Source organism: Actinomyces sp. Marseille-P3109, from assembly GCF_900323545.1.
Taxonomy (GTDB): Bacteria; Actinomycetota; Actinomycetes; order Actinomycetales; family Actinomycetaceae; genus Actinomyces.
The window spans coordinates 3,066,406-3,089,523 of sequence record NZ_OOHN01000008.1 but is presented as its reverse complement, the minus strand read 5'-3'; the positions used below and the strand labels follow the sequence as shown (position 1 = coordinate 3,089,523).

The window sequence follows — 23,118 nt, the reverse complement described above, 5'->3', positions numbered from 1 at the left end:
ATGTCGATGTCCTCCCGGTCCAAGACGAGGGTGGAGGTGCCCTGGGCGCGGGTGCGCACGGGGCCCCGGCGGGTGCGCGGCGGGGCGGGCTCGGGGACGCGCTGCCTGGGCGCGGCGAAGTCCTCCAGCTCGGTCAGGGGCCGGGGCTGGTCGGCCACGACCCGGCGGGCCTGCTCGGTGACGTCGCGCAGGTGGTAGGCGTCCATGAGCAGGACCCGGTCGGCCACATCCAGGTAGTCCCCGGAGCCGCCCATGACCATGACCGTGGAGACGCCCCGCCGGCGGAACAGCGCGGTGATGCGGTCCACCAGGGGCGTGATGGGCTCGCGGTCGGCGGCCACCAGCTCGCGCATGCGCGAGTCGCGGATGAGCAGGTTCGTGGCGGAGGTGTCCTCGTCCAGCAGGAGCACGGTGGAGCCGGCCTCGACCGCCTCGATGATGGAAGCGGCCTGGGAGGTGGATCCCGAGGCGTTGCGGGTGGTGAAGGAGGCGGTGTCGCGCCCGGCCGGCAGGTGGGAGATGAAGGGGGTCAGGTCGACGCCGGTCACGGCGCGCCCGTCGGCGGCCCGCACCTTGACGGCGTCGGGGACCGTGGCGACGAGCTCGCGCCCGTCCCCGGGCACGTGCGGGTAGACACCGCGCTCGATGGCGCTCAGCAGCGTGGACTTGCCGTGGTAGCCGCCTCCGACGATGACGCTCACGCCGGCTTCGACGACGGTGCCACGTACGCGCCCGGCGTGGGGCAGGTCGACCATGGCGGCCATGGAGTCGGGGGCCTGGAGGGGAACACCCCCGTCCAGGGGCTCGTCGCTCACGCCGGAGCGGCGCGGCAGCACGGCGCCGTCGGCGAGGAAGGACACCCAGCCGTTGCGGGCCACCGCCGCGGTCAGGGCCCGGTGGTCCTCGAGGGTGGCGACGTGGTGCACGAGCCGGTCGCCCCGCTCACCGGTGAGGTCCATGGCCTCCTCCAGCTCGCGCACGAGGTCGCGCCCTACGATCCGGGAGGCCTCGTGGCCCTGGATGGAGCGGCCCTGGGCGGGCAGGGCCAGGCGGGCACGGACCTCCAGGACCCAACCGGGTTTCTCTCCCGTCTCGTCCGGGCGCATGATGATGCTGGAGCGCTCAAGGATCTCCTGGCCCGGAGAGGCGATTGACAGGGCCGTGCCGCGGAATCCAGCATGCAGCTCGCGGGTGAGGAAGTCGCCCACGGCCAGGCGCCGGTCGACGTCGGCCAGCAGGTCGGCCTCATCGAGCAACGCCAGTCCGTGCAGGTCGGTGGGCACGTCCACGTGGATGCGCGTGGGCGGGGCGTAGGGGTCGGACTGGACGCGGTCGATGTGCAGGAACCAGCCGGCGGGCGCCCGGTAGCGTCCGACGATCGCCTTGTAGGCGGCGTAGGAGCGCCCGTCGAGGGCGTGGAGGTGGCCGACGAGGTCGGCCAGGAGGCCGTCGCGGGGCTGGTCGTCGTAGACGCGGCGCGGTCGGTCGTGATCGCCGCCCCGGTAGCCGCGCTCTCCTCCCCCGCGGCCGCCCCGGTAGCCGCGGTCACCATCCCGGTAGCCGCGACCGCCTCGGTAACCGCGGTCGCCGCCACCGGATCCGCCCCGGTAACCGCGGTCGCCGTGTCCGCCCCTGTCGTCCCGGTGGGAACCGCCCCGCTCGCTGCGTTCAGTCATGGTGGAAACCCTACCCATCCACCTGGCCGCACCCTCGTAGCCGCAGCGCAGACGACGTCGCCGCCGGTGGCACCCGCAGGTACCGCCGACGGCGACGTGAAGGACTGAGCCCGAGCGGCCCCGGGGCCTGCGCGGCCCCCATTCGCCTCAGCGCAGGGAGGCCAGGGCGTCGGAGTGGGCGACGACGTCGCGCACCATGGCCGGAACCTCCGGGTCGTGGAAGGAGGCCGGCGAGAAGGCGCCCTCGGCGAAGTCGGTGTTGAGCGACAGGAACACGTTGGAGGCCACGACCGTGGCGCCCATGCCCTGGAGGATCTGCTGGAGGTGGCTGACGGCGCGGATGCCGACGCTGTAGGAGTAGCCGACCACACCCACGCCCTTGTTGGCCACGGCGCCGGGCTGGAGGAAGTCGATAGCGTTCTTCAGCGCGCCGGGGATGGAGAAGTTGTACTCGGGGGTGACGAAGATCAGGGCGTCGAAGGACTTCAGGGCCGCGTCGAAGGCGGCGCCGGCCGGGTCGCTGGGGACGGCCATGCGAGGAGGGATCTCCTCGGAGAACAGGGGCAGGTTGAAGGAGGCGATGTCGACGAGCTCGGCGTCGACGCCCTCGATCTCGTTGGCCTGGTCGACCACCCACTGGGCGATGGCGCCACCCACACGGTTGGGGCGGACGGAACCGACGACGACGGCAAGACGGGTCATGATATTTCTCCTGGTCAAGATAGGCCGGGTCGGGGTCAGCGTCAGGCGGAGACCGCCCTGCGCAACCGCGGTATGCCCGGCCGCGACAAATGATTCATCAATAACCCTATGGGGGTTCTGACAGAAACAGCGACTTCTTATTGCATGACGCCTGCCACAACGAGCCCCCACCTTCCCCGAACCCGCCGGTCAGGACCTAGGAGCCGCATATTTGTCACGGTTCAGCGGGCCAGGAAGAAGCGGAAGGCGGGGTCGGCGGTCTCCTCGTTGTAGGAGTAGCCGAGTCGGTCCATGTGCTCGGTCAGCTCGACGTCGTCGGGCCCGGCCGCGAAGGCGCACAGGATGCGGCCGTAGTCGGCGCCGTCGGTGCGGTAGTGGAACAGCGTGATGTTCCATCGGGTGCCCAGGACCTCCAGGAAGTGGGCCAGCGCCCCGGGCGACTCGGGGAAGAGGAAGGAGAAGAGGCGCTCGGGTATGCCGTGCGTGGCGCGCCCGCCGATCATGGAGCGCACGTGGACCTTGGCGAGCTCGTCGTCGGTGAGGTCGATGACGTCGTAGCCGGCCTCCTCCAGGTCGGCCACGATCGCGGCGCGCTCCTGATTGCCGGCGATGCGCACGCCCACGAAGATGCGGGCGGGGTCGGTGGCGGCGCGGGAAGCGGAGAGACGGTAGTTGAACTCGGTGACCGAGCGGGCGCCCAGGATGGAGGCGAAGCGCAGGAAGGATCCCTGCTCCTCGGGGATGGTGACGCCGAGGATGGCCTCGCGCTGCTCACCGATCTCGGAGCGCTCGGAGATGTAGCGCAGCTGGTGGAAGTTGAGGTTGGCGCCGGACAGGACGAAGGCCAGGCGCTCACCGGTCAGGTGGTGCTCGGCGGCGTAGCGTTTGAGGCCGGCCAGGGCCAGGGCGCCGGAGGGCTCGGAGATGGCGCGCACGTCGTCGAAAATGTCGCGCACGGCGGCGGAGGTCTCATCGGAGGAGACGGTGACGACGTCGTCGAGCAGGGCCCGGCACATGCGGAAGGTCTCCTCGCCGATGCGGCGCACGGCCACCCCTTCGGCGAACAGGCCCACGTGGTGCAGGGTGATGGGCTCGCCGCCCAGCAGGGCGGCCTTGAGGCAGGCCGACTCCTCGTGCTCGACGCCGATGACCTTGATCCCGGGCATGAGCTGTTTGATGAGGACGGCGACGCCGGCGGCCAGACCGCCGCCGCCCACGGGCACGAAGACGCGGTCGAGGTGGGCGTCCTGCTGGATGAGCTCCAGGCCGATGGTGCCCTGGCCGGCGATGACGCGGGGGTCGTCGAAGGGGGCGATGTAGGAGTGGCCCTCCTCCTCGGACAGGCGCACGGCCTCGGCCTTGGCGGCGTCGAAGTTGTCCCCGTGGAGGCGGACCTCGCCGCCCAGGGCGCGCACGGCGTCGACCTTAATCTGGGGGGTGACGGTGGGCATGACGATGATGGCGCTCATCCCCAGCAGGGCAGCGGAGCGGGCCACGCCCTGGGCGTGGTTGCCGGCCGAGGCGGTCACGACGCCGCGCTCGCGCTCGGCCGGGCCCAGGGAGCGCATGGCGTTGTAGGCGCCGCGGATCTTGAAGGAGTGGACCGACTGAAGGTCCTCGCGCTTGACCTCGACGGTGTTGCCCAGGCGGGCCGACAAGGCGGGCATCTCCTGGAGGGGCGTGTGCTCGGCCGCCTCGTAGACGGGGGCCTTGAGGATCTCCCGCAGGTAGTGGGGGCTGTCCCAGGCCGGGGTTCCGTTGCTGCTGACACTGTCGAGCTCATTCACGGGTGACAGCGTAACGGGCGGGTCACCCTCCGACTCAAGCCGGCCGCGCCGTACCCGCTGTAGGTGAGGCGGAGCGCGCAGCCGTCAGCTCGTCGACGAATCGGGCGATGGGCGGGGCCGCGTCCGACGCCGATATCGCGGCGATCGGCGGATGCGGAGGGAGCCCCGGGATATGGTGGACCTGCACGTCCGCCCCCTCCTGCCGGACTGCCGACCGCGCGATCAGCGCGCAACCCAGGCCGGCCGCCACCATCTCACGGATGCTGGCCGGGCTGTGCGTCTCGAACTCCACCCGCGGCACCGCCTCGATCGCGCTGAACGCCTCATTCAACAAACGCCGCAGTCCGCTGTCCGAGGATAGGCACACGAACGGTTCGTTCACCACATCGGCCAACGCCCCCACCCGACGAGCACTCGACAACGGAGTGATGAGGACCAGCCATTCGTCCGCGATCTCGGTGCGGCGATATCCTTCCTGCTCCCACTGCTCCCCCACGGGGCCGATGACGACGTCGACCCGTCCCCGGCGGAGCTCTTCGAGCAGGTCAGCGATGAGCCCTGTGCGCAGCGAGACCGTGACTCCCGGATACCTCGCCCGGAACCGACTCATCGTGCTCACGAGGTCGAAACCGCCGAGGAGCGACGTCGCAGCCACCCTGACGTGCCCGGCGGACACGGACCGCAATGCGCGCACGGCCCGCTCCCCCTCACCAAGAATCGCCAGCGCTCGACGCACGGAGGGCAGGAACGACTCCCCCGCGGCGCTGAGGGACACCTTCCGAGAGCGATGCAGCAGCGTCACCCCCAGGTCCTGCTCCAACCGCTTGATGTGGGCGGAGACGACCGGCTGAGCCAGATGGAGCTCGGCGGCCGCCCTCGTGAACCCGCCGCACCGCACAATCGCCTCGAATGACCGCAGATGACGCAACTCCATCTCTCCATAGTAAAACGATATGGAAAGCATGTGAATTTAGTCTTGGACATATTGGTTTCCAGGTATTTACCGTTCACATATGACATTCATCAAGTCCGCAGAAACCGCGATCCACCACGTAGGGACCCTGGAAACCTCAGCCCTGGGACTCGGGTGCATGGGCCTGTCCCAGGGATACGGACCAACCGACGACGATGAGTCCCTGGCCGCCATTCACGCGGCCCTCGACTCCGGCATCACGATGCTCGACACCGCGATGAGCTACGGGCAGGGCCACAATGAGGAGATTGTCGGTCGAGCCGTCTCCACCAGCGGCATCGCACGCGACAGCCTTCAGATCGCCACGAAGTTCGGCATTGTCCGGCGCGAGGACGGGGTGCAGCTGGATGCTCATCCCAGCCGCATCGCCGCCTACTGCGACGCGTCGTTGCGCCGGCTGGGAACGGAGACCATCGACCTGTACTACCTGCACCGCGTGGACCCGCAGGTGCCGATCGAGGAATCCGTCGCAGCAATGGCCGACCTGGTCACTCAGGGCAAGGTCCGCCATCTCGGGGTGTCGGAGGTGACGCCCGAGGAGCTCAGGCGCGCCCACGCCGTTCACCCCATCGCAGCAGTGCAGATGGAAGTGGTCGCTCATGTGGCGCGAGCCGGAGCTCAGCATCGTGCCCGCCGCCCGGGAGCTCGGGGTCGGCCTGGTGCCGTACAGCCCTCTGGGCCGCGGATTGCTCAGCGGGCGGATCGACGCCGCCACCGTCGCCGATAGCCCCTTCCGGGCGAACGACCCCAGGTTCAACGGCGGTCATCTCAGTGCCAACCTGAATCAGGTCGAGGCCCTGACTCGCCTCGCAGGGTCCTGGGACCTGACAGCCGCCCAGGTCGCCCTCGCCTGGCTGCTGTCGCAGGGCGACGACGTCGTTCCCATCCCAGGAACGCGCAGGCCGGATCGGGTCAGGGAGAACGCCGCCGCCATGTCCTGCCGACTCACCACGGAGGACATGGAGATGCTGAGCGCGGCCGTCCCGGCCGGCGCATGGGAAGGAGACCGCAGGTCCTTCGCCGTTCCCGTCACGGCTCGGCCGACACAGCACCACGGCGAGGGGAAGGGCGCACGGTGACCGTCCGGGCAGTCCGGATTGGTCGCTCACTGGCTTTTTCCCTGAGATGGCGCCGAGAGCGGCGCATTCGCACACGGCGCACGCCCCACGATGTGTCCGCAGAGCGAGCACATCGTCTGGTCACGCCAGCCGGCGGGAATAATCCTGATGGACCGCAAGGTTGGTACGCACACCCTACGGAAAGGAGCCGCCATGTCGCTCCAGCTCTTCGAGCTCGTCCCCGCCACGCCGTCGCGAGAGGCCGCCCAGGCCCTCATCGCCCGGGTCTCCCAGGCCGTTGAGGCCGCCGGCGCCTCCGTCCTGGAGTCGCAGGTGACCGCCAGCCACGAGCGCATCTTCACCGTCGTCGAGCTCGACTCCGACGACGCCACCGCCCTGACCGAGGCCGTGAAGGCCGCCGCGGCCGACGCCGAGGTCACCGGCCCCGACGAGGTCCGCCTCGTGGGCGCCCAGATCGAGGACGTGCGCGCCCTGGCCCGCAAGGCCGACTACCTCGTGGAGTGGGACATTCCCGAGGAGATCTCCATGGAGACCTACCTCGCCCGCAAGAAGGCCAACTCCCCCAAGTACGCCCAGGTCCCGGAGGTGAGCTTCCTGCGCACCTACGTGCGTGAGGACACGGTCAAGTGCCTGTGCTTCTACGACGCCCCTGACGAGGAGGCCGTGGTGCGCGCCCGCGAGGCCGTCTCCACCCCGATCGACCGCCTCCACGCCCTGGAGGGCTGAGGCGACGACGCACGGCGCGGCCGGCGGCGGACCCATGTGCGGTCCAGCGCCGGCCGCGTTTCTTGTGCCCGACGGCCCCGGCCCTCGCCCCTCACCGCACCCGCTGCGGCAATGTCTCAGCGGTCTCAGCGCCTGGCGCTGCGGGAGGCGGCGACGGCGGTCACCGACAGGACCACGAGGGCGGCGGCGGGCGTGGCCACGGCCCAGGGGGCCCGCTCGATATAGGGCAGAGCATCAGACAGGACCAGTCCCCACTCGGGGGTGGGGCTCTGCGCGCCCAGGCCGAGGAAGCCGAGCCCGGCCAGGGCCAGGGCCTTGCCTGGGAGCCTCAAGGCCGCATGTCGCGCCAGGGGGCCGACGACGGCGGGCACGATCCGGGTCAGGGCGATCCGCACACGCCCCTCCCCCAGGACCGGCGCCAGAAGGACATCGGGTCGCTGACGGTTCTCGGCGACGAGCCCGGCGGCATGGGATGCCAGCGGCGCCCAGCCGACACTGGCCACAGCGATGGCGGCACCCGTTGCACTGGGACCGAATACTCCGGCGATGATGAGCCCGGCCAGGACCGGCGGAGCGGCGTTGGCCACCTCGATGAAACCGGTCGCCGCCCGCGGCACCAGTCCCACCAGCAGCGCGATGACGAAGCACGCCACCGTGACGACGACAGCGCTGCTCACAGTGGACACGGCCCCGTGTGCCACCCGGGCCAGCACGTCGCGTCCCAGAGAGTCGGATCCGAGCGGAAGAGCAACGCTGGGGTCCTGGAGCTTGTCGGCGACCACCGTGTACGGGTCGCGCCCGATCCCCCAGGCAACCATCGCTGCCAGGAGTCCCGCCCCAGATCCCGCGATGACCCGGGCCACCCGTCCGGAGTGGCGCACCGGGGGCGGGGCACTCAAACCTCCGGCGCCGGCCGCCTGCCCCATGAGGAGGCGGCCGGCGACTCCGGCGACGACACCGGCGGTGAGTGCCAGGGCAAGCAGGAGGAGAATCTGAGCCTGAAGCGCCGGGATGTCCTGGGCGGTGGCGGCATCCAGGAGCTCACGGCCGAGTCCCGGGATCGCGAAGATCTTCTCCACGGCGACCGCCCCTCCGGTCAGGGCGACGACGACCAGAGCCATCTGACGGGCCAGGGGCGTCAGTGCGCGACGCAGGACAGCCCCGGCCAAGGCCCGGCCCCGGATGCCCGCGGTGGACCAAGTGGCCACCCAGCGTTCGGAGAAGGTGGCCGTAACGGCGTCAGAGACGAGTCCGCCGAGGTAGCCGCCGGTGGGCAGGCCCAGGCTGAGGGCGGGCATGATGACCTTCTCGGGGCTGCCCCATCCGAAGGGCGGCAGGATCCTGAGGTAGACGGCCAGGACGATCATGAGGATCGGGGCAAGGAGGTACTCGGGCAGGGAGATGAGGACCGCGGAGACGACGCCACCGCGGGTCCGGGGGCACCCTCGCAGTCCGTCGCGCAGGGCGGGCAGGACCAGGGCGGTGGCGATGACGAGCCCGACGCCGAGTGCGGCGGCCATGAGGCTCAGGGAGACCCCGAAGGCGTCGACGGCCTCCGGGCCGACGGCGGCCCCCGAGACCCAGGAGCGCCCCAGGTCACCGCGGGCCAGGCCGGCGAGCCAGTGGCCGATCACATGGAGGGGGCCGCCGTCGATCCCGATGCTCTTACGGATGGACTCCAGGACCTCCGGCGTCGGCTCCCGGTCGGAGGAGGTGGCGCGCAGGATCGTCAGAGCCGGGTCCTTGCCCGACAGCCACGGAAGCATGCCCACCAGGCCGATGAGGCAGACCAGGGCGAGCAGTCGTGAGATACCGGCGACGGCGTCGTGGCCTGTGCGCAGGCGCCCGGCGACCCGGGTGAGCACACCGCTCACTTCTTCACGGTCGTGGCCGAGGTGATGAGGGCACGCTCGCCCGGGTCGCGCTCGGCGCCCGAGACTCCGGAGGCCTCGCCCTGGAGGACCCGCTCGTGGGCGATCGGGATGGCAGCACCGGTGACCAGGATGGCCTGCTCAGCGGCCAGGATGGCCTTGCGCCGCTCCTCTCCGGGATCGATGGCGGCGGCCTTGGAGATGGTGGCGTCCACCGCGGGGTCTGATAGGCCGCTCATGGAGTAGGAGCCGGAGGAGGAGAAGTCGGCGGTCATGTAGGCAACGGCATCGCCGGAGTCCAGGACGGTGGAGCGCGACACGAGGACGGCGTCGAACTTGCCGGCCAGGGCCTCAGACTCGATCTGGTTGTACTCGCGCACGTCCTGGGTGACCTTGAAGCCGACGGCCTCGAGCTGCTGGGCCAGGAGGGGGACCATCTCACCGAGCTCGGGGCGGTCGGTGTAGGAGGCCAGGGTGATGGTGGTTCCATCGGGAACGCTTCCGGCGGCGGTGGAGCCGGGGACCTTGCCGGTGGCCGCCGCACCCGTGGCACCGGGGTAGGTCTCCTTCTTCCAGGCGCGCAGGTCGGCGGCCCAGGGCACGGCCGGTCCCAGGAGTCCGACGGGAGAGTCGGCGTGGCCTTCGAAGACGGTCTTGATGAGTGCGGCCGGATCGACGGCATCGCGGGCGGCGGCGCGCAGGGCCGGGTCGGCGAAGGCGCCGGAGCGGGTGTTGAGGTAGAGGGTGGAGGTGCGCGGTGTCGACACCTCGTGAATAAGATTCTTGTCCACGTTACCTGCCTGGGAGACAGGGACGGCCTCGACGATGTCGGCTGTGTCGGTCCGCAGGGCGGTTCCGCGGGCGGCACCGTCGGGTACGTAGGTGACGTCAATGCCGGGGGCGGCGGCCTTCTTGCCCCAGTACTTGTCGTTGCGCTCCAGGGTGGCGCCGGCCGAACCGTTGGCCTGCTTGAGGATGAAGGCGCCGGTGCCGTGGCCGACGGGATCGATGGCACCGTCGGCGGAGCTCGGGTAGGCGGCCGGGGACAGGATGACGAGCTGGGGGCTGGATACGCGCTGCGGCATGAGGGGGTCGGGGGCCGCGGTGGTCAGGAGGAGGTCCTTGCCGTCGGCCTTCGCGGTGAGGTTGATTCCGTCCAGGACGCGCGGCGGCTTGGCGGCGCCGGCAGCGAAGGTCAGGGCGGCGGCCGCATTCTCGGCACTCAGGGCAGTGCCGTCGTGGAAGGTAACGCCCTCACGCAGGGTGAAGCGCCAGGTGGTCTCACCCTCGCGCTTCCAGGCGGTGGCAAGCATCTCCTGGGCGTCGCCGTCGGCAGTGAGCCTGGTGAGGCTTTCGGCGCAGGACCAGCGAACGAGCTTGGAGCCGTCGTTGGTGAGCGGGTTGAGCTTGCTCTCGGGGGCATGGAACATGGCCAGGCGGATGCGGCCGTCGCCGGAGGAGCTGCGCGAGCAGGAGGCGATGGCGGCGGCGCCGGCTCCGATGCCGAGGGCGGTGAGGACCTGGCGGCGGGTGACGGCGGGGGTGCGGAAAGACATAGATGCTCCTTCGGGCCTGTGTCGGGGTGTCATCGGTCGGAGGTATCGGTGGTCGGCAGGGTGGGAACGGCGTCACGCAGGGCGCGGGTAGCCGGGTGGCTGGGATGGGTGAGGATGTGGTGCATGGGGGCGTCCTCGACAATGGCACCGTCATCCATGACCAGAGCGCGCCGGCAGACACGGGCGACGGCGGCCAGGTCGTGCGACACCACCAGCAGGGCTGGGGCGGGCACGGCGCCACGGTCAGTTGGGGCGGGCACGGCGCCACGGTCAGTTGGGGCGGGCTTCTCCGTCGCTGGTGCCGGCTGCGTCGGCTCGCCCCTGTCGTCTGCCTCGCCCGTGTCGTCGCTGTCCGACGTCGGGACGTCGGCCTCGATGGAGGCGAGCAGGTCGAGGGTCTGGCGGCGCAGGGCCGGGTCCAGCCCGGAGACCGGCTCGTCGAGCAGCAGGTAGCGCGGGTGGAGAGCCAGGGCTCGGGCGATGGAGACCCGTTGCGCCTGCCCACCGGAGATCTCATGCGGCCGGCTCTTCCAGGTCTCGCGCGGGATATCGAGGCTCTCCAGTACCTGCCGAGCCCGGGCCTCAGCCTCATCGCGGTCGCGCACCACGCCCAGGGTGCGCAACGGGGTAGTCACCTGAGCGAGCACCGTGCGGCGCGGGTCGAGCGTAGCGGCGGCATCCTGAGGCACGTACTGCACCGCCCGACGGAAGCCCCGCAGCCCCCGGGCACCGCCCCGGCGCACGGACTCGCCGTCGAGCAGCACCTCGCCCCGGTCCCCCGACCCGGGCGAGTCAAGCAGCAGCAGAGCCCGCAGCAGCGTCGTCTTCCCGCACCCCGAGCGCCCGATCAGCGCTACGTTCTCCCCCGGCGCCAGGCTCAGGTCCACACCACGCACCGCCACATGATGGTCACCATCGTGCCCCGGGTGGGAGCGCGTCAGACGACGCGCCTCAAGCCCGCTCATGCGGCCGCTCCTACAGCGGCCAGGGCCCCGTCAATGGTCTCCTCGGCGGCGGCGTCGCACATGGCGACGGTGACCGGATGCTCGGGGCGGGCCAGCACCCGTGCTGCGGGGCCGCGCTCGATGACGGCGCCGGCGTGGAGGACGACGACGTTCTCGCAGATGGCGGCGGCGGGCAGGTCGTGGGTGATGAGGAGCAAGGCCGGAGCCTCGGGCAGGCTGGTGAGGGAGGTCAGGAGCTCGAGGATCTCGGCTCGGGCGACGACGTCGAGAGCGGCGGTGGGCTCGTCGGCGATCATGAGGGCGGGCTCGGCGGCCAGGGCGAGGGCGAGGCTGATGCGTTGGCGCTGGCCTCCGGAGAGGCGACCGGGCACGCGGTCGGCGAAGGACTCATCGAGTCCGACGGCGTAGAGATAGTCGGTGGCGCGCACGTCGGCCTCGCTCTGGGTGCGTCCGGCGGCCTGGGAGGCCAGGGAGATCTGGCGACCGACTGGGATGAGCGGGTGCAGGGCGGTGGAGTGGTCCTGGGACACCAACGCGATACGGCAGCTGCGGGGGCGCATCGCGGCGGGCAGCCCCAGCAGGTTGACGCCGCTTGCCTGGTCCGCCGGGTCGGAGCTCGCGCGCGAGTCGTGGTCAGGGTCGGCGCCGTCGGGTGCGACGGTCAGGGAGCCGGTGACCTCCAGCCCGGCCGGGAGGGTGCCCGCGAGCGCCGCGCAGGTCAGGGACTTGCCGGCCCCGGAGGCGCCGACGAGCGCGGTCCTACTGCCGGGCGCGAGGTGCAGGTCGACGTCGTCGACCAGCGTCGTGGCGCCGGAGCGCACCACCAACGATCTGAGAACGATTGTCACATGCAAACTCTAGATGCGAGTGACAACGATTTTCAAATATGCGATGGGTCGGTTGGGGCCAACCTCCCCCGGGCCGCCGGCCTACCTGACGCCGAGGCGCTTGAGGTCGCGCACGGCGCCCAGGTCGGCGCTGGTGGCGAGCATCGCGTAGGCGCGCAGTGCCGCGGAGACCTTGCGGGGCCGGTCCACGTGCGGGGTCCAGGCGTCCTCGCCGCGGGCCTCCTCCTCGGTGCGGCGACGCTCGATCTCCTCCTCGCTCAGGCGCACGGAGATGGAGCGGCCCGGGATGTCGATGTCGATGATGTCACCACTGCGCACCAGGCCGATGAGTCCGCCAGCCGCCGCCTCCGGGGAGACGTGGCCGATGCTCAGGCCGGAGGTACCCCCGGAGAAGCGCCCGTCGGTGAGCAGGGCGCACTCCTTGCCCAGGTGCATGGACTTGATGTACGTCGTCGGGTAGAGCATCTCCTGCATGCCGGGCCCGCCGCGCGGCCCCTCGTGGCTGATGATGACGACGTCGCCGGACTTCACCTGCTTGCCGAGGATCCCGGCGACGGCGTCCTCCTGGGACTCGAAGACGACGGCGGGCCCGGAGAAGGTCAGGATCGACTCGTCGACGCCGGCGGTCTTGACGATGCAGCCCTTCTCGGCGATGTTGCCGAAGAGAACGGCCAGGCCGCCGTCGGCGGAGTAGGCGTGCTCGATGTCGCGGATGCAGCCGCCTGCGCGGTCGTTGTCGAGCGATTCCCAGCGGGAGGCCTGGGAGAACATCTCGGTGGTGCGCACGCCGGCGGGGGCGGCGAGGTAGCCGGTGCGGATCTCCTCGCTCACCTGGGAGCCGGGGACGCCGTCGGGGCCGGGGCGGGCGATGTCGTAGGCGGCGAGCTCGTCGCCGAGGGTGGAGCGCAGGACGTTGGTGGTGGAGGTCTCCAGCAGGCCGCCGCGGTCGAGCTCGCCGAGGATGCCGAGGATGCCGCCGGCGCGGTGGACGTCCTCGATGTGGTAGAGGTTCGTCGACGGCGCGACCTTGGCCAGGTGGGGGACCTTGCGCGAGAGGCGGTCGATGTCGGCCATGGTGAAGTCGACCTCGGCCTCCTGGGCGGCGGCCAGCAGGTGCAGGACGGTGTTGGTGGAGCCGCCCATGGCGATGTCCAGGCTCATGGCGTTCTCAAAGGCGGCCTTGGTGGCGATGGAGCGCGGCAGGACGGAGTCGTCGTCGTGCTCGTAGTAGGCCCGGGTGATCTCGACGATCTGGTGGCCGACCCTCTTGAAGAGCTCGCCGCGGTCGGCGTGGGTGGCCAGCAGGGTGCCGTTCATGGGCATGGCCAGACCGAGCGCCTCGGTGAGGCAGTTCATGGAGTTGGCGGTGAACATGCCCGAGCAGGAGCCGCAGGTGGGGCAGGCCAGACGCTCGATGGCGCTGATGGTCTCGTCGGAGACGGTGGGGTCGGCGGCGTCCATCATGGCGTCGATGAGGTCGAGCTTGCGGGTGGTGCCGTCGGCGGCGGTCATCTTGCCCGACTCCATGGGGCCGCCGGAGATGAAGATGGCCGGGATGTTGAGGCGCATGGCGGCCATGAGCATGCCCGGGGTGATCTTGTCGCAGTTGGAGATGCACACGAGGGCGTCGGCGCAGTGGGCGCTGACCATGTACTCCACGGAGTCGGCGATGAGGTCGCGGCTGGGCAGGGAGTAGAGCATGCCGTCGTGGCCCATGGCGATGCCGTCGTCGACGGCGATCGTGTTGAACTCCTTGGCCAGTCCGCCGGCGGCCTCGATCTCGGTGGCCACGAGGCGCCCGACGTCGCGCAGACCCACGTGGCCGGGGACGAACTGAGTGAAGGAATTCGCGATGGCGATGATAGGCTTACCGAAGTCCGAGTCCTTGACGCCCGTGGCACGCCACAGAGCACGGGCGCCCGCCATATTGCGGCCGTGGGTGGAGGTAGCGCTGCGGTACTGCGGCATGAGCGGTTCCTTTTCGGGCAGGCGTACTGGAACGGCGTCGCAAGGAGCCGGCCGCAGGGGAATGGCCAGCGCTTCACGACGCCGTGTTGCCACAGCGTATCCCCCACCGGCCCGTCCTGACGCACCGAGATCCGTCCCTGAGACGTGACACCCGCGATAACGCTGACCCGGCGCGGTCGCAGGCCACTCCCCCGCATCTGAGACGGCCGTCCTCAACGCCACCCTCACGGCCACTATTTGCGGAACGCTCACCTTGCGTCACTACGTGCACCAGAGCCGATGCCCCTGATGCATCTCACCTGCCGCGGTGGCGACGTTTGGCCCGCTGACGACGTCGGACCCAGGCATCGTCCGCCTCCTGGCGACGGCGTCGACTCCGGTCACGGGAGGCACGGGCCGCGGTCTCCTCACGGGCAGCGGCCAGTGCGGCCTGCGCGGCGGTGGATGGGCGCGCCCGGGCTGCCTCCTTGGCGGCCTGCCGGGCGGCGCGCTTGGGGTTGGGGCGACGAGACGACGAGCCCACCGACTGGGACGCCGGGACCGCAGGAGACTCTGCGGCGCGGTCAATGAGCTCGCCACTGCGGGCCAAGAGGAAGTCGTAGAGCTCGACGTCGGTGGGCTCGGCACCGAAGACGTACCGCACCGCCCGCACAGTGATCTCCTGACCGATCATGTCACCGCCACGATGACGTTCGTGGTGCTCGAGAACGCCGACCCAGAAGCGGCCGTCGAAGTAGAGGGTGAACTGGGCCGAGATGCTGACGGGGATGCCAGCCTGGTTGTCGGAGACGGACATACGGGCTCCTTCGGGTGCGAGGGATCGCACCCGGCGCAGCAGGAGTCCCCGTGACAACCGCTCAACGGTGTCCCCGAGGTGACGAACGCCTGGTTGTTACTCGCCCACGACGACAAGGTCTGGGCTGATCCGGGACCTGCGGCCCCGACGGCGTCATCCGGACTTCCTCCGGACCGTGCAGTTCGTGCTACCGGGTGTGGCGCAAGCGCGCCGTCTCTAGAGTATCCCAGGTGCCGCAGTCCCAAGCCGTTCAGGCGTAGCTGGCGGTGATCCGGCGCGAGACGCCGTCAAGAGTCATGGTTCCGCCGTGCGGCAGGATCCACTGGGGGCGGGTGTGCCCGAAGGGGACCCCGACGCAGATGACCGCCTCGGGGTTGTAGCGCCCGACGGTCTCGATGACGACGTCGCGCTGCTCTGCTCGGAAGCGGGCCCTGGCCGGGGCGTCCCGGCGGTCCTCCAGCGAGGAGGCGGGTGGGCGGGCCACGAGGACCGCGTCGACGGCGGCCAGCAGCCCGCGCTCGCCCATGGCGCGCAGGACCCGCCCCACCTCGGAGGCTGACGGGAGCATCTCGGAGGTCTCGATGAGCATGACGGCGCCGTCCAGAGCGTGGGGGTCGGCCGGGAACCGGCCGGCGGTCAGCACCCACTGGAGCACCTCGAGGCAGCCTCCCCAGGCGGGGCCGGTCACCGAGCGGGACGGCCCCGCCCAGGTCCAGGGCTCGGTGGCCTCGCGCTCGCCGAACTCGATGAGGGCGCGGGGGTCGAGCCAGTCGTGCCCCAGGTCCTCGGACTCTCCCGGCTCGGTGATCTCCAGCTCGCCCCCGGTCAGCAGCGCCGCCCGCAGCGAGTCGAGGTGGATCGGGTCGACGTTCGGGCCCGGACCGACGTGGACCTGGGTGGAGCCGCCGTGGAAGCTGGCGATACCCAGCGACCACAGCCACTGGTGGAGGTTCGTGTTGTCGCTGTACCCGAGGAAGGGCTTGGGATCGGACAGCGCCGCGGCGCCGTCGAGGTGAGGGATGACCGTGATCTGGTCATCGCCGCCCACGGTCGCCAGGATCGCGCGGATGCTTGGGTCGGCAAAGGCGGCGTTGAGGTCGCGGGCGCGCTCCTCGGGCGAGGCGCCGAGCCGTCTCGTGGTCGGGTACTCCACGGGGACCAGGCCGGTGAGGGCCTCGAGCCTGGCCATGGCCTGCTCGTGAACCGCCGGGGCGAAGCCGGGGGCCGCCAGGGACGGGGACAGGATCGCGACGCGGTCACCGGGCTGGGCCTTGGGCGGAAGCAGCATCATCGCGTCTGCTTACATGACGCCCAGGATCTCGGTGACGAAGACGAGGGTGTCGCCGCCGCGGATGCCGGCCTGCGGGACACCGCGGTCGCCATAGCCAAGCTCGGAGGGGATGGACAGCAGAAGGCGCGAGCCGACGCGCTGGCCCACGAGGCCGTCGTCCCAGCCGCGGATGACCATGCCGACGCCGACCTGGAAATTCAGCGGCTGGCCGCGGTCGTAGGAGTTGTCGAAGACGTCGCCGCCCCAGATCTGGCCCAGGTAGTTGGCCACGATCGTGTCGCCGGCCTCGACCACCTGGCCGTCGCCGGCGTCGAGCACCTGGACCTGCAGGCCCTCGGGGGCCTCGGGGCCGGGGAAGGTGAGCGTGGGCTTGGTGCCCTTGGGGCCTTCGACGGAGGGCATGTTGATGTTGATCATGCGGCGAGCCTACGTGAGGCCCGCGGTCCGGCGCCGTAGCGGACCTCGGCCCAGCGCGAACTCGCCACACGGGCCGAGCGGGACCGTGGCGTCCCGGAGCGCGCCGAGGCAACCACGGCGGAGCACTCGGCGGGAGAACACCCGGACATGCGGCGGGGCCGGGACGCAGGTGATGCGTCCCGGCCCCGGCCGAGGTGGTGGAGCGGGCCCAGACCGGATCCGAGCCGATCCCGGGTCCTCGCGGTCAGTCGCGGAAGTAGCTCAGCAGGCGCAGGAACTCCACGTAGAGCCACACGATGGTGAGGACCAGGCCGAAGGCCCCCGCCCAGGCGTAGCGCCGGGGCAACCCGTTGCGCACCCCGTTCTCAATGGACTCGAAGTCGATCGCCAGGAAGAAGGAGGCCAGGATGACCGCAAGAATCCCGAGCGGGACGCCCAGCGGGATCCCCATGATGGTCATGGAGCGCAGTCCCCAGGCCCCGCCGACCACACCGGTCATCGACAGGCCGAGGTTGATGAGGCAGAAGACCCCGTAACCGAGCGTGGCCACGACCACCACCCGGCGGAACCGCCCCTGGACCCGGAAGCCACCGTAGGAGTAGGCGGCGAGCATGGCGCCGAAAGTGGCCAGCGTCGCCAGGACGGCCTGGACGACGATGCCCTCGTAGCGGGCCTCCATGAAGCCGGAGAAGCCGCCGAGCAGGAGACCCTCGAAGGCCGCGTAGGCCAGGATGAGGGCCGGGGAGGGCTCCCGCTTGAAGGCGTTGACCAGTCCCAGGGCCAGGCTGCCGATGAGGCCTACGAACATCGCCATGACGCCCAGCCCGAGGGTCGTCTCATCGATGCTGGTCACCAGGTTCCAGGAGATGGCACCCGTGCCCAGGATGATGGCGAACATGCCGGCGGTGCGGATGATGACGTCGTCGTAGGTCATACGGCGCATGTCCGCGTTGGTGGCCGACGGCGCCTGGTACTGGGCCTCCAGGCCGGCCATCTGCTCGGGGCTCACCTGGCCGTAGCCGGCGGTCTGGCCGTACTGGTTGGCGCTCTGACCGTACTGGCCGTACTGCTGCCCGTAGCCGGTGGCCTCCTGCCCGTACTGGTTGGGCTGCTGCCCATACTGTCCGGCCTGGTAGCCCGGCATCGTGGGGTAGCCGTTGGGCGTCTGGGTCGGAGCCGACCCTGCCACCCGGCCGCCTTCCTGGAAGGCGGCGCTGCGGCTGAAGAAGGGGTTGGACATGATCCTCTCATCCTCTCTGAGGGGTATGGGGCGAACGGCCCGGAGGGCGCCCGCTCGCAGCCCGGCCGACCGACGAGGGCCGCTACCGGGAACTGGGCTCATTATGCGCATCCCCGGTACGGTGAAGGAAACCCCTTTCCCTGACGACGTAGCACTCAATTCAGGGGAGAGGTACCCATGCGCTCGGCAGGAGTCGGCAGCCCTTGTAATCCCCCTGGCCCCTTTCTCCGACTTTCTTCGACCGATCGGTTCTCATCCTCCAGGATGACCCGCCTACGCCTGGCGGCCCGGCCTCGGTTCGGCCCGGGTTCGTCACCACGGCCGATTCGCCGCCGGCGGCGCGTTCCTAGGCTGGAGCCATCCGGTTGAGCTCCGGGAAAACCCGCTCCGGTCAACCACTCGCCGTCCAACCCACCTCCAGCAAACCACCGAGCCACTTGGATCCTAGGCCCGGCCCTCACATCCCGAACCACCCCCGCCCGCCTCCCCAGAGGCCTACGTCGAAGAGAGAACATCATGATCGAGGCAGTCAATCTCACCAAGCGCTACGGTCACAAGACCGCGGTGGACAACATCTCCTTCACCGTGAAGCCCGGCACCGTGACCGGCTTCCTGGGCCCCAACGGGGCCGGTAAGTCCACCACGATGCGCATGATCATGGGCCTGGACAAGCCCACCAGCGGCAAGGTCACCGTCAACGGGCACCCCTACCGCGACCTGTCCGCTCCCCTGTGCGAGGTCGGCGCCCTGCTGGACGCCAAGGGCCTGCACGGTTCGCGCAACGCCCGCAACCACCTGCGCCAGCTGGCCGCCTCCAACGGCATCCCGACCAAGCGGGTCGACGAGGTCCTGGAGATCACCGGCCTGACCTCGGTGGCCAAGAAGCGCGTCAAGGGCTTCTCCCTGGGCATGGGCCAGCGCCTGGGCATCGCCGCCGCCCTCCTGGGCGACCCCGGCGTGCTCCTGTTCGACGAGCCCGTCAACGGCCTGGACCCCGAGGGCGTCAAGTGGGTGCGCGAGACCTGCCGCCGCCTGGCCGGCGAGGGCCGCACCGTCTTCATCTCCTCCCACCTCATGAGCGAGATGGCCCAGACCGCCGACCAGCTCCTGGTCATCGGCCGCGGCCGCATCCTGTCGGCCGGACCGGTCGACGACGTCATCGCCTCGGCCACCACCGACCGCGTGCGCGTGGCGTCCCCCCAGGCCACCCAACTCGCCGAGCTCATGGCCGCTCGCAACCTGGCCGCCCGTCCCGTGGGCCCCAGCGTCCTGGAGACCACCGCCACCACCGCCGCCGCCATCGGCGAGCTCGCCGCGCAGGGCGGCATCGTCCTGCACGAGCTCACCACCATTCACGCCAGCCTCGAAGAGGCCTACCTGACCCTGACCAGCGACTCCGTGGAGTACCGCACCGACCCCGCCCACCAGCTGGCGCCACAGCCGTTGGACCAGGCCGCCCGGCAGAGCCGGCCCCAGCCCTGAGGGTCACGCCGGCTCACGCTCCAGGTGAGCCACCGGCTCATCGTGTACCCGCCTCCTCACGTTCATCTCGCACCAGAAAGCCCTGTCATGACTGCCAACGCCCCAGCACCCCACGAGCCTGCGCGTGCAGGGCCGCCAGACCATCCTGCGCTCCGTGCGCGCCGAGTGGATCAAGTTCTGGACCCTGCGCTCGACCTGGATCACCTCCTTCATCACCATCACCCTGACCGTTCTTTTCGGCGCCGGTCTCGCCGCCGCTTTCGGACAGTCCGAGCAGCACCAGGACATGGCCAAGAACTTGATCACCTCCGGTCTGACATTCGGACAGATCGTCGTCGCGGTCCTGGGAGCCCTCATCATCACCGGCGAGTACTCCTCCGGGCAGATCCGCTCCTCCCTGGCCGCCTCCCCCAGACGCGGACGGCTCCTGGTGTCCAAGGCCGTGGTTCTCACGATCGTCGCCTTCATTCTGGGATCGGTGTCCGTCTTCCTGTCCTGGGCGATCTCCAAGCCCTTCCTCGGCGAGCACGCCGGCTCCCTGACCGACTCGCACTACGCCGGACACATCTGGGGCTCGGGTCTGGTCTTCGTCGGCATCGCCCTCATGGCCCTGGGCATCGGCTTCCTGCTGCGTTCCACCGCCGGCACCATCACCGTGATCGTCTCCATCCTGTTCATCATCTCCACGCCTCTCCAGGTCGCGGCCAGCAAGTGGGAGTGGATCAACAAGATCATCGGCTGCCTGCCCAGCACCGTCTCCGAGGCCGTCTCCGACCCGTTCCAGCGCACCACCGAGTGGGGTGGGCAGGGCGCCCAGTTCCTCAGCCACGGTCAGGCCGTCGCAGTCTTCGCCGCCTGGGCGATCATCCCGCTCATCGCCGCCTGGTTCGTCTTCTCCCGGCGCGACGCCTGAGCCGGCACCCCGCCGAAACCGTCCGGAGGTCTTGACCCATGTCAGTACCCACGCCTCCTGCCTCAGCCCCTTCACCCACCTCGCCTCGGGAGAACTCCGGTTCTCCCGAGGCGGGGACGTCGCTCCGCTCGATCCTGGCCAACCCCGCCCTCCTGCGGGCCATGGTCCGTTCCCTGCCGACGGCAACCTCACCCAATCCCTCGGCCCTCGTCTCCAACGACGAGCAGGCAGCCCGCCGCCCCCGATCCCACCGGTTCCGGTCATCACAGCCGCACAAGTCGACGTCGATCACGACCCCGTGGAATGACACACTGAGTCCTATGTCCAGCCAGCTGCCCATCCTTCAGCCCGGCCGTCCCACCACTGACATGTCCGCAGACATCGACCCGGACCTTCAGTCGGAGCCCGCCACCCGGGGGCTGCTGCGTGCGATCAGGAAGTGGTACCACCGTCACCTGGCGATTGCGGACGCGCTCATCGCCAGCGGGGTCGTTCTGCTGAACCTGCTGATGATGTTCCTGAACTCAAAGGGGCCGGACGCCGACCCCAACGCCACTCTGCATCTGCCGATCACACTCTCCGCGCTGGGGCTCGGTGGAGCCGCACTCGCACTGCGACGGCGTTGTCCCTTGTGGGTGTGGGCCGCCTTGCTGCTCATTCCTGAGATCTACCTCTTGACACAGAAGTACGCCCTTCACCTGGAAGCGCAGCAGCGTATCTCCATGTCATTCGGCATGATCTTGATTCCCGCACTGGCCATGCCGATCTGCCTGGGCACCCTCGCCTCGCATCGCCGGGCTTCTGTCGCCTGGACAGCGTGGGCCGTCAACCTCATCGTCTCCACCTGCGACAGCTTCCTCCTGGACCCGTCCTACTCCTTCATGCAGTTCGGGCAAAACATACTCATCGCGGGCCTCGTGACGGCCGTTGGTGTCCTCGTGGGTGTCAACACCCGTTCTATCCGCCTGCGTATCAAGGCCCTGGAGGCCCGTTCGGCCCGGATGGCGCTGGCCCGCGAGCAGGGTGCGCTACTGGCGGCCGCCGAGGAGCGCAGCCGCATCGCCCGGGAGATGCACGACGTCGTCGCCCATTCCCTGGCCGTCATGATCACCATGGCCGACGGCGCCGCCGCCACCGTGGAGCGGAACCCGGCCGTCGCCAAGCAGGCCATGGAGACCCTGGCCGAGGCCGGACGCAGCGCCCTGGCCGACACCCGCCGCCTGGTGGGGGTCCTGCGAGAGGACCCGTCGGTCGCCGCCGGCCCGGCCGGCTCACCGGGCCCCGCCGCCTCAGCGGGCTCAGGGCAGTCCGCATCATCTCCCGACTGCGTCCCGCAGACGCCGTCGGCACCTCCCGCTGAGGCCGTCTCCCCGGAGTCGTCCGCAACCCCCGCGCATCCCACCTCCGCACGTCGCTCCCGCTGGAGCTTCGGGAGAAAGACAACGGCTTCAGGGCTGTCGGCACCCTCGGCGGCCTCTGCGCCATCGGCCCACAGCCACGAGGTCCGCGACGTACCGGTCCCCGAGTTCGCTCCACTGGGCACGGTGGCGCCGGTCGAGCCCAGCGCCCCCATCGCCAGCCTGCGCCAACAGGCCACCGACAGCGGGACCGACCACTCCCGGGGCGACCTGCCCCTGGCACCGGCCCCCGAGCAGGCCGACATCACCGAGCTGGTCAAGCGCTTCAAGGCGGCGGGCGTGCCCGTCAACTACCGGTGGGTCGGCGCCGCCCTCCCGGCGGACAAGGCACTCCAGCTCACGGTGTTCCGCATTGCCCAGGAGGCACTGACCAACGTGCTGCGCTACGCACCGACGACGCCGGCCGTCAGCGTCGACGTCGAACGGCACATCGGCACCGTGGTCCTGATCGTGGACAACGATGCCGCCCCCGGCACTCGCCCGATGCACGGATCCGGCAAGGGAATCATCGGCATGCGGGAGCGTGCATCGGTCTATGGTGGGACCGTACAGGCCGGCCCGACACCCACGGGCTGGCAAGTCCGCGCAGTCCTACGCTGGGATGAGCATGACGAAGGGACTTCCTCGTGGCAGACGCCCCTGTGAGTAACGACCACTCCCTCCAGCCCGAGGTCGAACGGCCCGGCGAGGTCAGAGGCCCGATCAGCGTCGTGCTCGCGGACGACCAGGCCCTCATGCGGATGGGCTTCCGCATGGTGCTGGAGGCCGAGGACGACATCAACGTCGTCGGCGAGGCATCCGACGGCACGGCCGCCCTGGCCCAGGCCAAGGCCCTGCACCCCGACGTCATCCTCATGGACGTGCGCATGCCGGGGATGAACGGCATCGAGGCCACCGAGCTCATCGCCCGGGAGTGCCCGGGCACGCGCGTGCTCATCCTGACCACCTTCGACCTGGACGAGTACGCCTTCGCCGGGCTGCGCGCCGGGGCATCGGGTTTCCTGCTCAAGGACACCCGCCCCACCGAGCTCGCCGAGGCGATCCGCACAGTGGCCTCCGGGGAGGCGGTCGTCTCGCCGCGCATCACCCAGCGGATGCTGGAGATGTTCGCCTCCTCGCTGCCGAACTCGGGCCATCCGATCCAGGCCTCGGACCCACGAATCGACTCCCTGACCCCGCGTGAGAAGGAGATCCTGGTGCTCATGAGCCAGGGCATGTCGAACGCGGAGATCGCGGACCGCCTCGTTGTGTCGGCCACCACCGTCAAGACCCATGTGGGCAACGTGCTCGCCAAGCTCGACGTGCGCGACCGAGTCCAGGCCGTCGTCGTCGCCTACGAGACCGGCCTCATGGCCTGAGCCCGGGCAACATCGTTGGGACGGCCGCCGACGGGTCGGGCGGGATAGGCGC

At 70.2% G+C, this 23,118-nt stretch carries 20 protein-coding genes; 7 read left to right on the top strand and 13 right to left on the bottom strand.

Translation table 11 applies throughout. From position 1 onward, the window contains the following. The 4 genes from BQ8008_RS13225 to BQ8008_RS13210 all read right to left on the bottom strand — a co-directional run. A partial coding sequence (locus BQ8008_RS13225) for an ABC-ATPase domain-containing protein (protein ID WP_108834504.1) occupies nucleotides 1-1,676 on the bottom strand: 1,676 nt, incomplete at its 3' end. A 147-nt stretch (nucleotides 1,677-1,823) separates the two neighbouring features. After that, a complete protein-coding gene (locus BQ8008_RS13220; protein ID WP_009747066.1) occupies nucleotides 1,824-2,378 on the bottom strand; it encodes an NADPH-dependent FMN reductase in 555 nt (184 codons plus the stop codon). Nucleotides 2,379-2,599: 221 nt separating this feature from the next. Then, the gene (ilvA, locus tag BQ8008_RS13215; protein ID WP_108834502.1) at nucleotides 2,600-4,165 is read right to left on the bottom strand and encodes a threonine ammonia-lyase, biosynthetic; all 1,566 of its coding nucleotides are present in this window, start codon (nucleotides 4,163-4,165) and stop codon (nucleotides 2,600-2,602) included. 34 nt (nucleotides 4,166-4,199) lie between these two features. After that, nucleotides 4,200-5,099, bottom strand: coding sequence for a LysR family transcriptional regulator (locus tag BQ8008_RS13210; protein WP_108834500.1), 900 nt, complete (start codon nucleotides 5,097-5,099; stop codon nucleotides 4,200-4,202). A 79-nt stretch (nucleotides 5,100-5,178) separates the two neighbouring features. Here BQ8008_RS13210 and BQ8008_RS13955 point away from each other — a divergent pair, with 79 nt between their 5' ends. From BQ8008_RS13955 to BQ8008_RS13200, 3 genes are all read left to right on the top strand, one after another. Then, nucleotides 5,179-5,865: an aldo/keto reductase gene (locus BQ8008_RS13955; RefSeq protein ID WP_267896231.1), complete on the top strand. Its 687-nt coding sequence runs from the start codon at nucleotides 5,179-5,181 to the stop codon at nucleotides 5,863-5,865. After that, on the top strand, nucleotides 5,765-6,217 hold the full coding sequence (locus BQ8008_RS13950; protein WP_267896230.1) for an aldo/keto reductase: 453 nt from the start codon (nucleotides 5,765-5,767) through the stop codon (nucleotides 6,215-6,217). The genes BQ8008_RS13955 and BQ8008_RS13950 overlap by 101 nt, the downstream gene beginning before the upstream one ends. A 192-nt stretch (nucleotides 6,218-6,409) precedes the next feature. Then, complete coding sequence (locus BQ8008_RS13200; RefSeq protein ID WP_108834498.1) at nucleotides 6,410-6,943, top strand: DUF4242 domain-containing protein; 534 nt, start codon at nucleotides 6,410-6,412, stop codon at nucleotides 6,941-6,943. Between the two features lie 125 nt (nucleotides 6,944-7,068). Here BQ8008_RS13200 and BQ8008_RS13195 read toward each other — a convergent pair whose 3' ends face one another. The 9 genes from BQ8008_RS13195 to BQ8008_RS13155 all read right to left on the bottom strand — a co-directional run bounded on the left by BQ8008_RS13195 (nucleotide 7,069) and on the right by BQ8008_RS13155 (nucleotide 17,895). Next, a complete protein-coding gene (locus tag BQ8008_RS13195; RefSeq protein ID WP_234415426.1) occupies nucleotides 7,069-8,817 on the bottom strand; it encodes an ABC transporter permease subunit in 1,749 nt (582 codons plus the stop codon). Beyond that, on the bottom strand, nucleotides 8,814-10,370 hold the full coding sequence (locus tag BQ8008_RS13190) for an ABC transporter substrate-binding protein (protein ID WP_108834494.1): 1,557 nt from the start codon (nucleotides 10,368-10,370) through the stop codon (nucleotides 8,814-8,816). The genes BQ8008_RS13195 and BQ8008_RS13190 overlap by 4 nt, the downstream gene beginning before the upstream one ends. 29 nt (nucleotides 10,371-10,399) lie before the next feature. Beyond that, complete coding sequence (locus BQ8008_RS13185) at nucleotides 10,400-11,335, bottom strand: ATP-binding cassette domain-containing protein (protein ID WP_199908001.1); 936 nt, start codon at nucleotides 11,333-11,335, stop codon at nucleotides 10,400-10,402. Next, the gene (locus BQ8008_RS13180) at nucleotides 11,332-12,183 is read right to left on the bottom strand and encodes an ATP-binding cassette domain-containing protein (protein WP_108834492.1); all 852 of its coding nucleotides are present in this window, start codon (nucleotides 12,181-12,183) and stop codon (nucleotides 11,332-11,334) included. Before BQ8008_RS13180 ends, BQ8008_RS13185 begins: the two co-directional genes overlap by 4 nt. Before the next feature lie 81 nt (nucleotides 12,184-12,264). Next, on the bottom strand, nucleotides 12,265-14,151 hold the full coding sequence (ilvD, locus tag BQ8008_RS13175; RefSeq protein WP_108834489.1) for a dihydroxy-acid dehydratase: 1,887 nt from the start codon (nucleotides 14,149-14,151) through the stop codon (nucleotides 12,265-12,267). A 295-nt stretch (nucleotides 14,152-14,446) separates the two neighbouring features. Continuing rightward, nucleotides 14,447-14,947 carry a YjdF family protein gene (locus tag BQ8008_RS13170; protein ID WP_108834487.1) on the bottom strand — a complete coding sequence of 167 codons (501 nt, stop codon included), beginning with the start codon at nucleotides 14,945-14,947 and terminating at the stop codon, nucleotides 14,447-14,449. A 250-nt stretch (nucleotides 14,948-15,197) separates the two neighbouring features. Next, complete coding sequence (locus BQ8008_RS13165; protein ID WP_108834485.1) at nucleotides 15,198-16,238, bottom strand: S66 family peptidase; 1,041 nt, start codon at nucleotides 16,236-16,238, stop codon at nucleotides 15,198-15,200. A gap of 9 nt (nucleotides 16,239-16,247) precedes the next feature. Then, nucleotides 16,248-16,655, bottom strand: coding sequence for an FKBP-type peptidyl-prolyl cis-trans isomerase (locus BQ8008_RS13160; protein WP_108834483.1), 408 nt, complete (start codon nucleotides 16,653-16,655; stop codon nucleotides 16,248-16,250). 244 nt (nucleotides 16,656-16,899) lie between these two features. After that, entirely contained in the window at nucleotides 16,900-17,895 is a 996-nt protein-coding gene (locus tag BQ8008_RS13155; RefSeq protein WP_108834481.1) for a Bax inhibitor-1/YccA family protein, read from the bottom strand. Between the two features lie 516 nt (nucleotides 17,896-18,411). Between BQ8008_RS13155 and BQ8008_RS13150 the strand changes: the two genes are divergently transcribed. The 4 genes from BQ8008_RS13150 (at nucleotide 18,412) to BQ8008_RS13135 (ending at nucleotide 23,066) form a co-directional block, all read left to right on the top strand. Further along, complete coding sequence (locus tag BQ8008_RS13150) at nucleotides 18,412-19,377, top strand: ABC transporter ATP-binding protein (RefSeq protein WP_108834479.1); 966 nt, start codon at nucleotides 18,412-18,414, stop codon at nucleotides 19,375-19,377. 124 nt (nucleotides 19,378-19,501) lie between these two features. Further along, on the top strand, nucleotides 19,502-20,290 hold the full coding sequence (locus BQ8008_RS13145) for an ABC transporter permease subunit (RefSeq protein ID WP_234415425.1): 789 nt from the start codon (nucleotides 19,502-19,504) through the stop codon (nucleotides 20,288-20,290). A gap of 38 nt (nucleotides 20,291-20,328) precedes the next feature. Beyond that, complete coding sequence (locus tag BQ8008_RS13140; protein WP_234415424.1) at nucleotides 20,329-22,353, top strand: sensor histidine kinase; 2,025 nt, start codon at nucleotides 20,329-20,331, stop codon at nucleotides 22,351-22,353. Then, nucleotides 22,335-23,066: a response regulator gene (locus BQ8008_RS13135; RefSeq protein WP_108834475.1), complete on the top strand. Its 732-nt coding sequence runs from the start codon at nucleotides 22,335-22,337 to the stop codon at nucleotides 23,064-23,066. Before BQ8008_RS13140 ends, BQ8008_RS13135 begins: the two co-directional genes overlap by 19 nt. Nucleotides 23,067-23,118: the final 52 nt, after the last annotated feature.

Bases quoted from the DNA above. Each gene is read 5' to 3' on its own strand.
- BQ8008_RS13220 (WP_009747066.1), bottom strand. From the start codon at position 2,378: ATGACCCGTCTTGCCGTCGTCGTCGGTTCCGTCCGCCCCAACCGTGTG.
- BQ8008_RS13210 (WP_108834500.1), bottom strand. From the start codon at position 5,099: ATGGAGTTGCGTCATCTGCGGTCATTCGAGGCGATTGTGCGGTGCGGC.
- BQ8008_RS13955 (WP_267896231.1), top strand. From the start codon at position 5,179: ATGACATTCATCAAGTCCGCAGAAACCGCGATCCACCACGTAGGGACC.
- BQ8008_RS13200 (WP_108834498.1), top strand. From the start codon at position 6,410: ATGTCGCTCCAGCTCTTCGAGCTCGTCCCCGCCACGCCGTCGCGAGAG.
- BQ8008_RS13190 (WP_108834494.1), bottom strand. From the start codon at position 10,370: ATGTCTTTCCGCACCCCCGCCGTCACCCGCCGCCAGGTCCTCACCGCC.
- BQ8008_RS13185 (WP_199908001.1), bottom strand. From the start codon at position 11,335: ATGAGCGGGCTTGAGGCGCGTCGTCTGACGCGCTCCCACCCGGGGCAC.
- ilvD (WP_108834489.1), bottom strand. From the start codon at position 14,151: ATGCCGCAGTACCGCAGCGCTACCTCCACCCACGGCCGCAATATGGCG.
- BQ8008_RS13170 (WP_108834487.1), bottom strand. From the start codon at position 14,947: ATGTCCGTCTCCGACAACCAGGCTGGCATCCCCGTCAGCATCTCGGCC.
- BQ8008_RS13165 (WP_108834485.1), bottom strand. From the start codon at position 16,238: ATGATGCTGCTTCCGCCCAAGGCCCAGCCCGGTGACCGCGTCGCGATC.
- BQ8008_RS13160 (WP_108834483.1), bottom strand. From the start codon at position 16,655: ATGATCAACATCAACATGCCCTCCGTCGAAGGCCCCAAGGGCACCAAG.
- BQ8008_RS13155 (WP_108834481.1), bottom strand. From the start codon at position 17,895: ATGTCCAACCCCTTCTTCAGCCGCAGCGCCGCCTTCCAGGAAGGCGGC.
- BQ8008_RS13150 (WP_108834479.1), top strand. From the start codon at position 18,412: ATGATCGAGGCAGTCAATCTCACCAAGCGCTACGGTCACAAGACCGCG.
- BQ8008_RS13140 (WP_234415424.1), top strand. From the start codon at position 20,329: ATGTCAGTACCCACGCCTCCTGCCTCAGCCCCTTCACCCACCTCGCCT.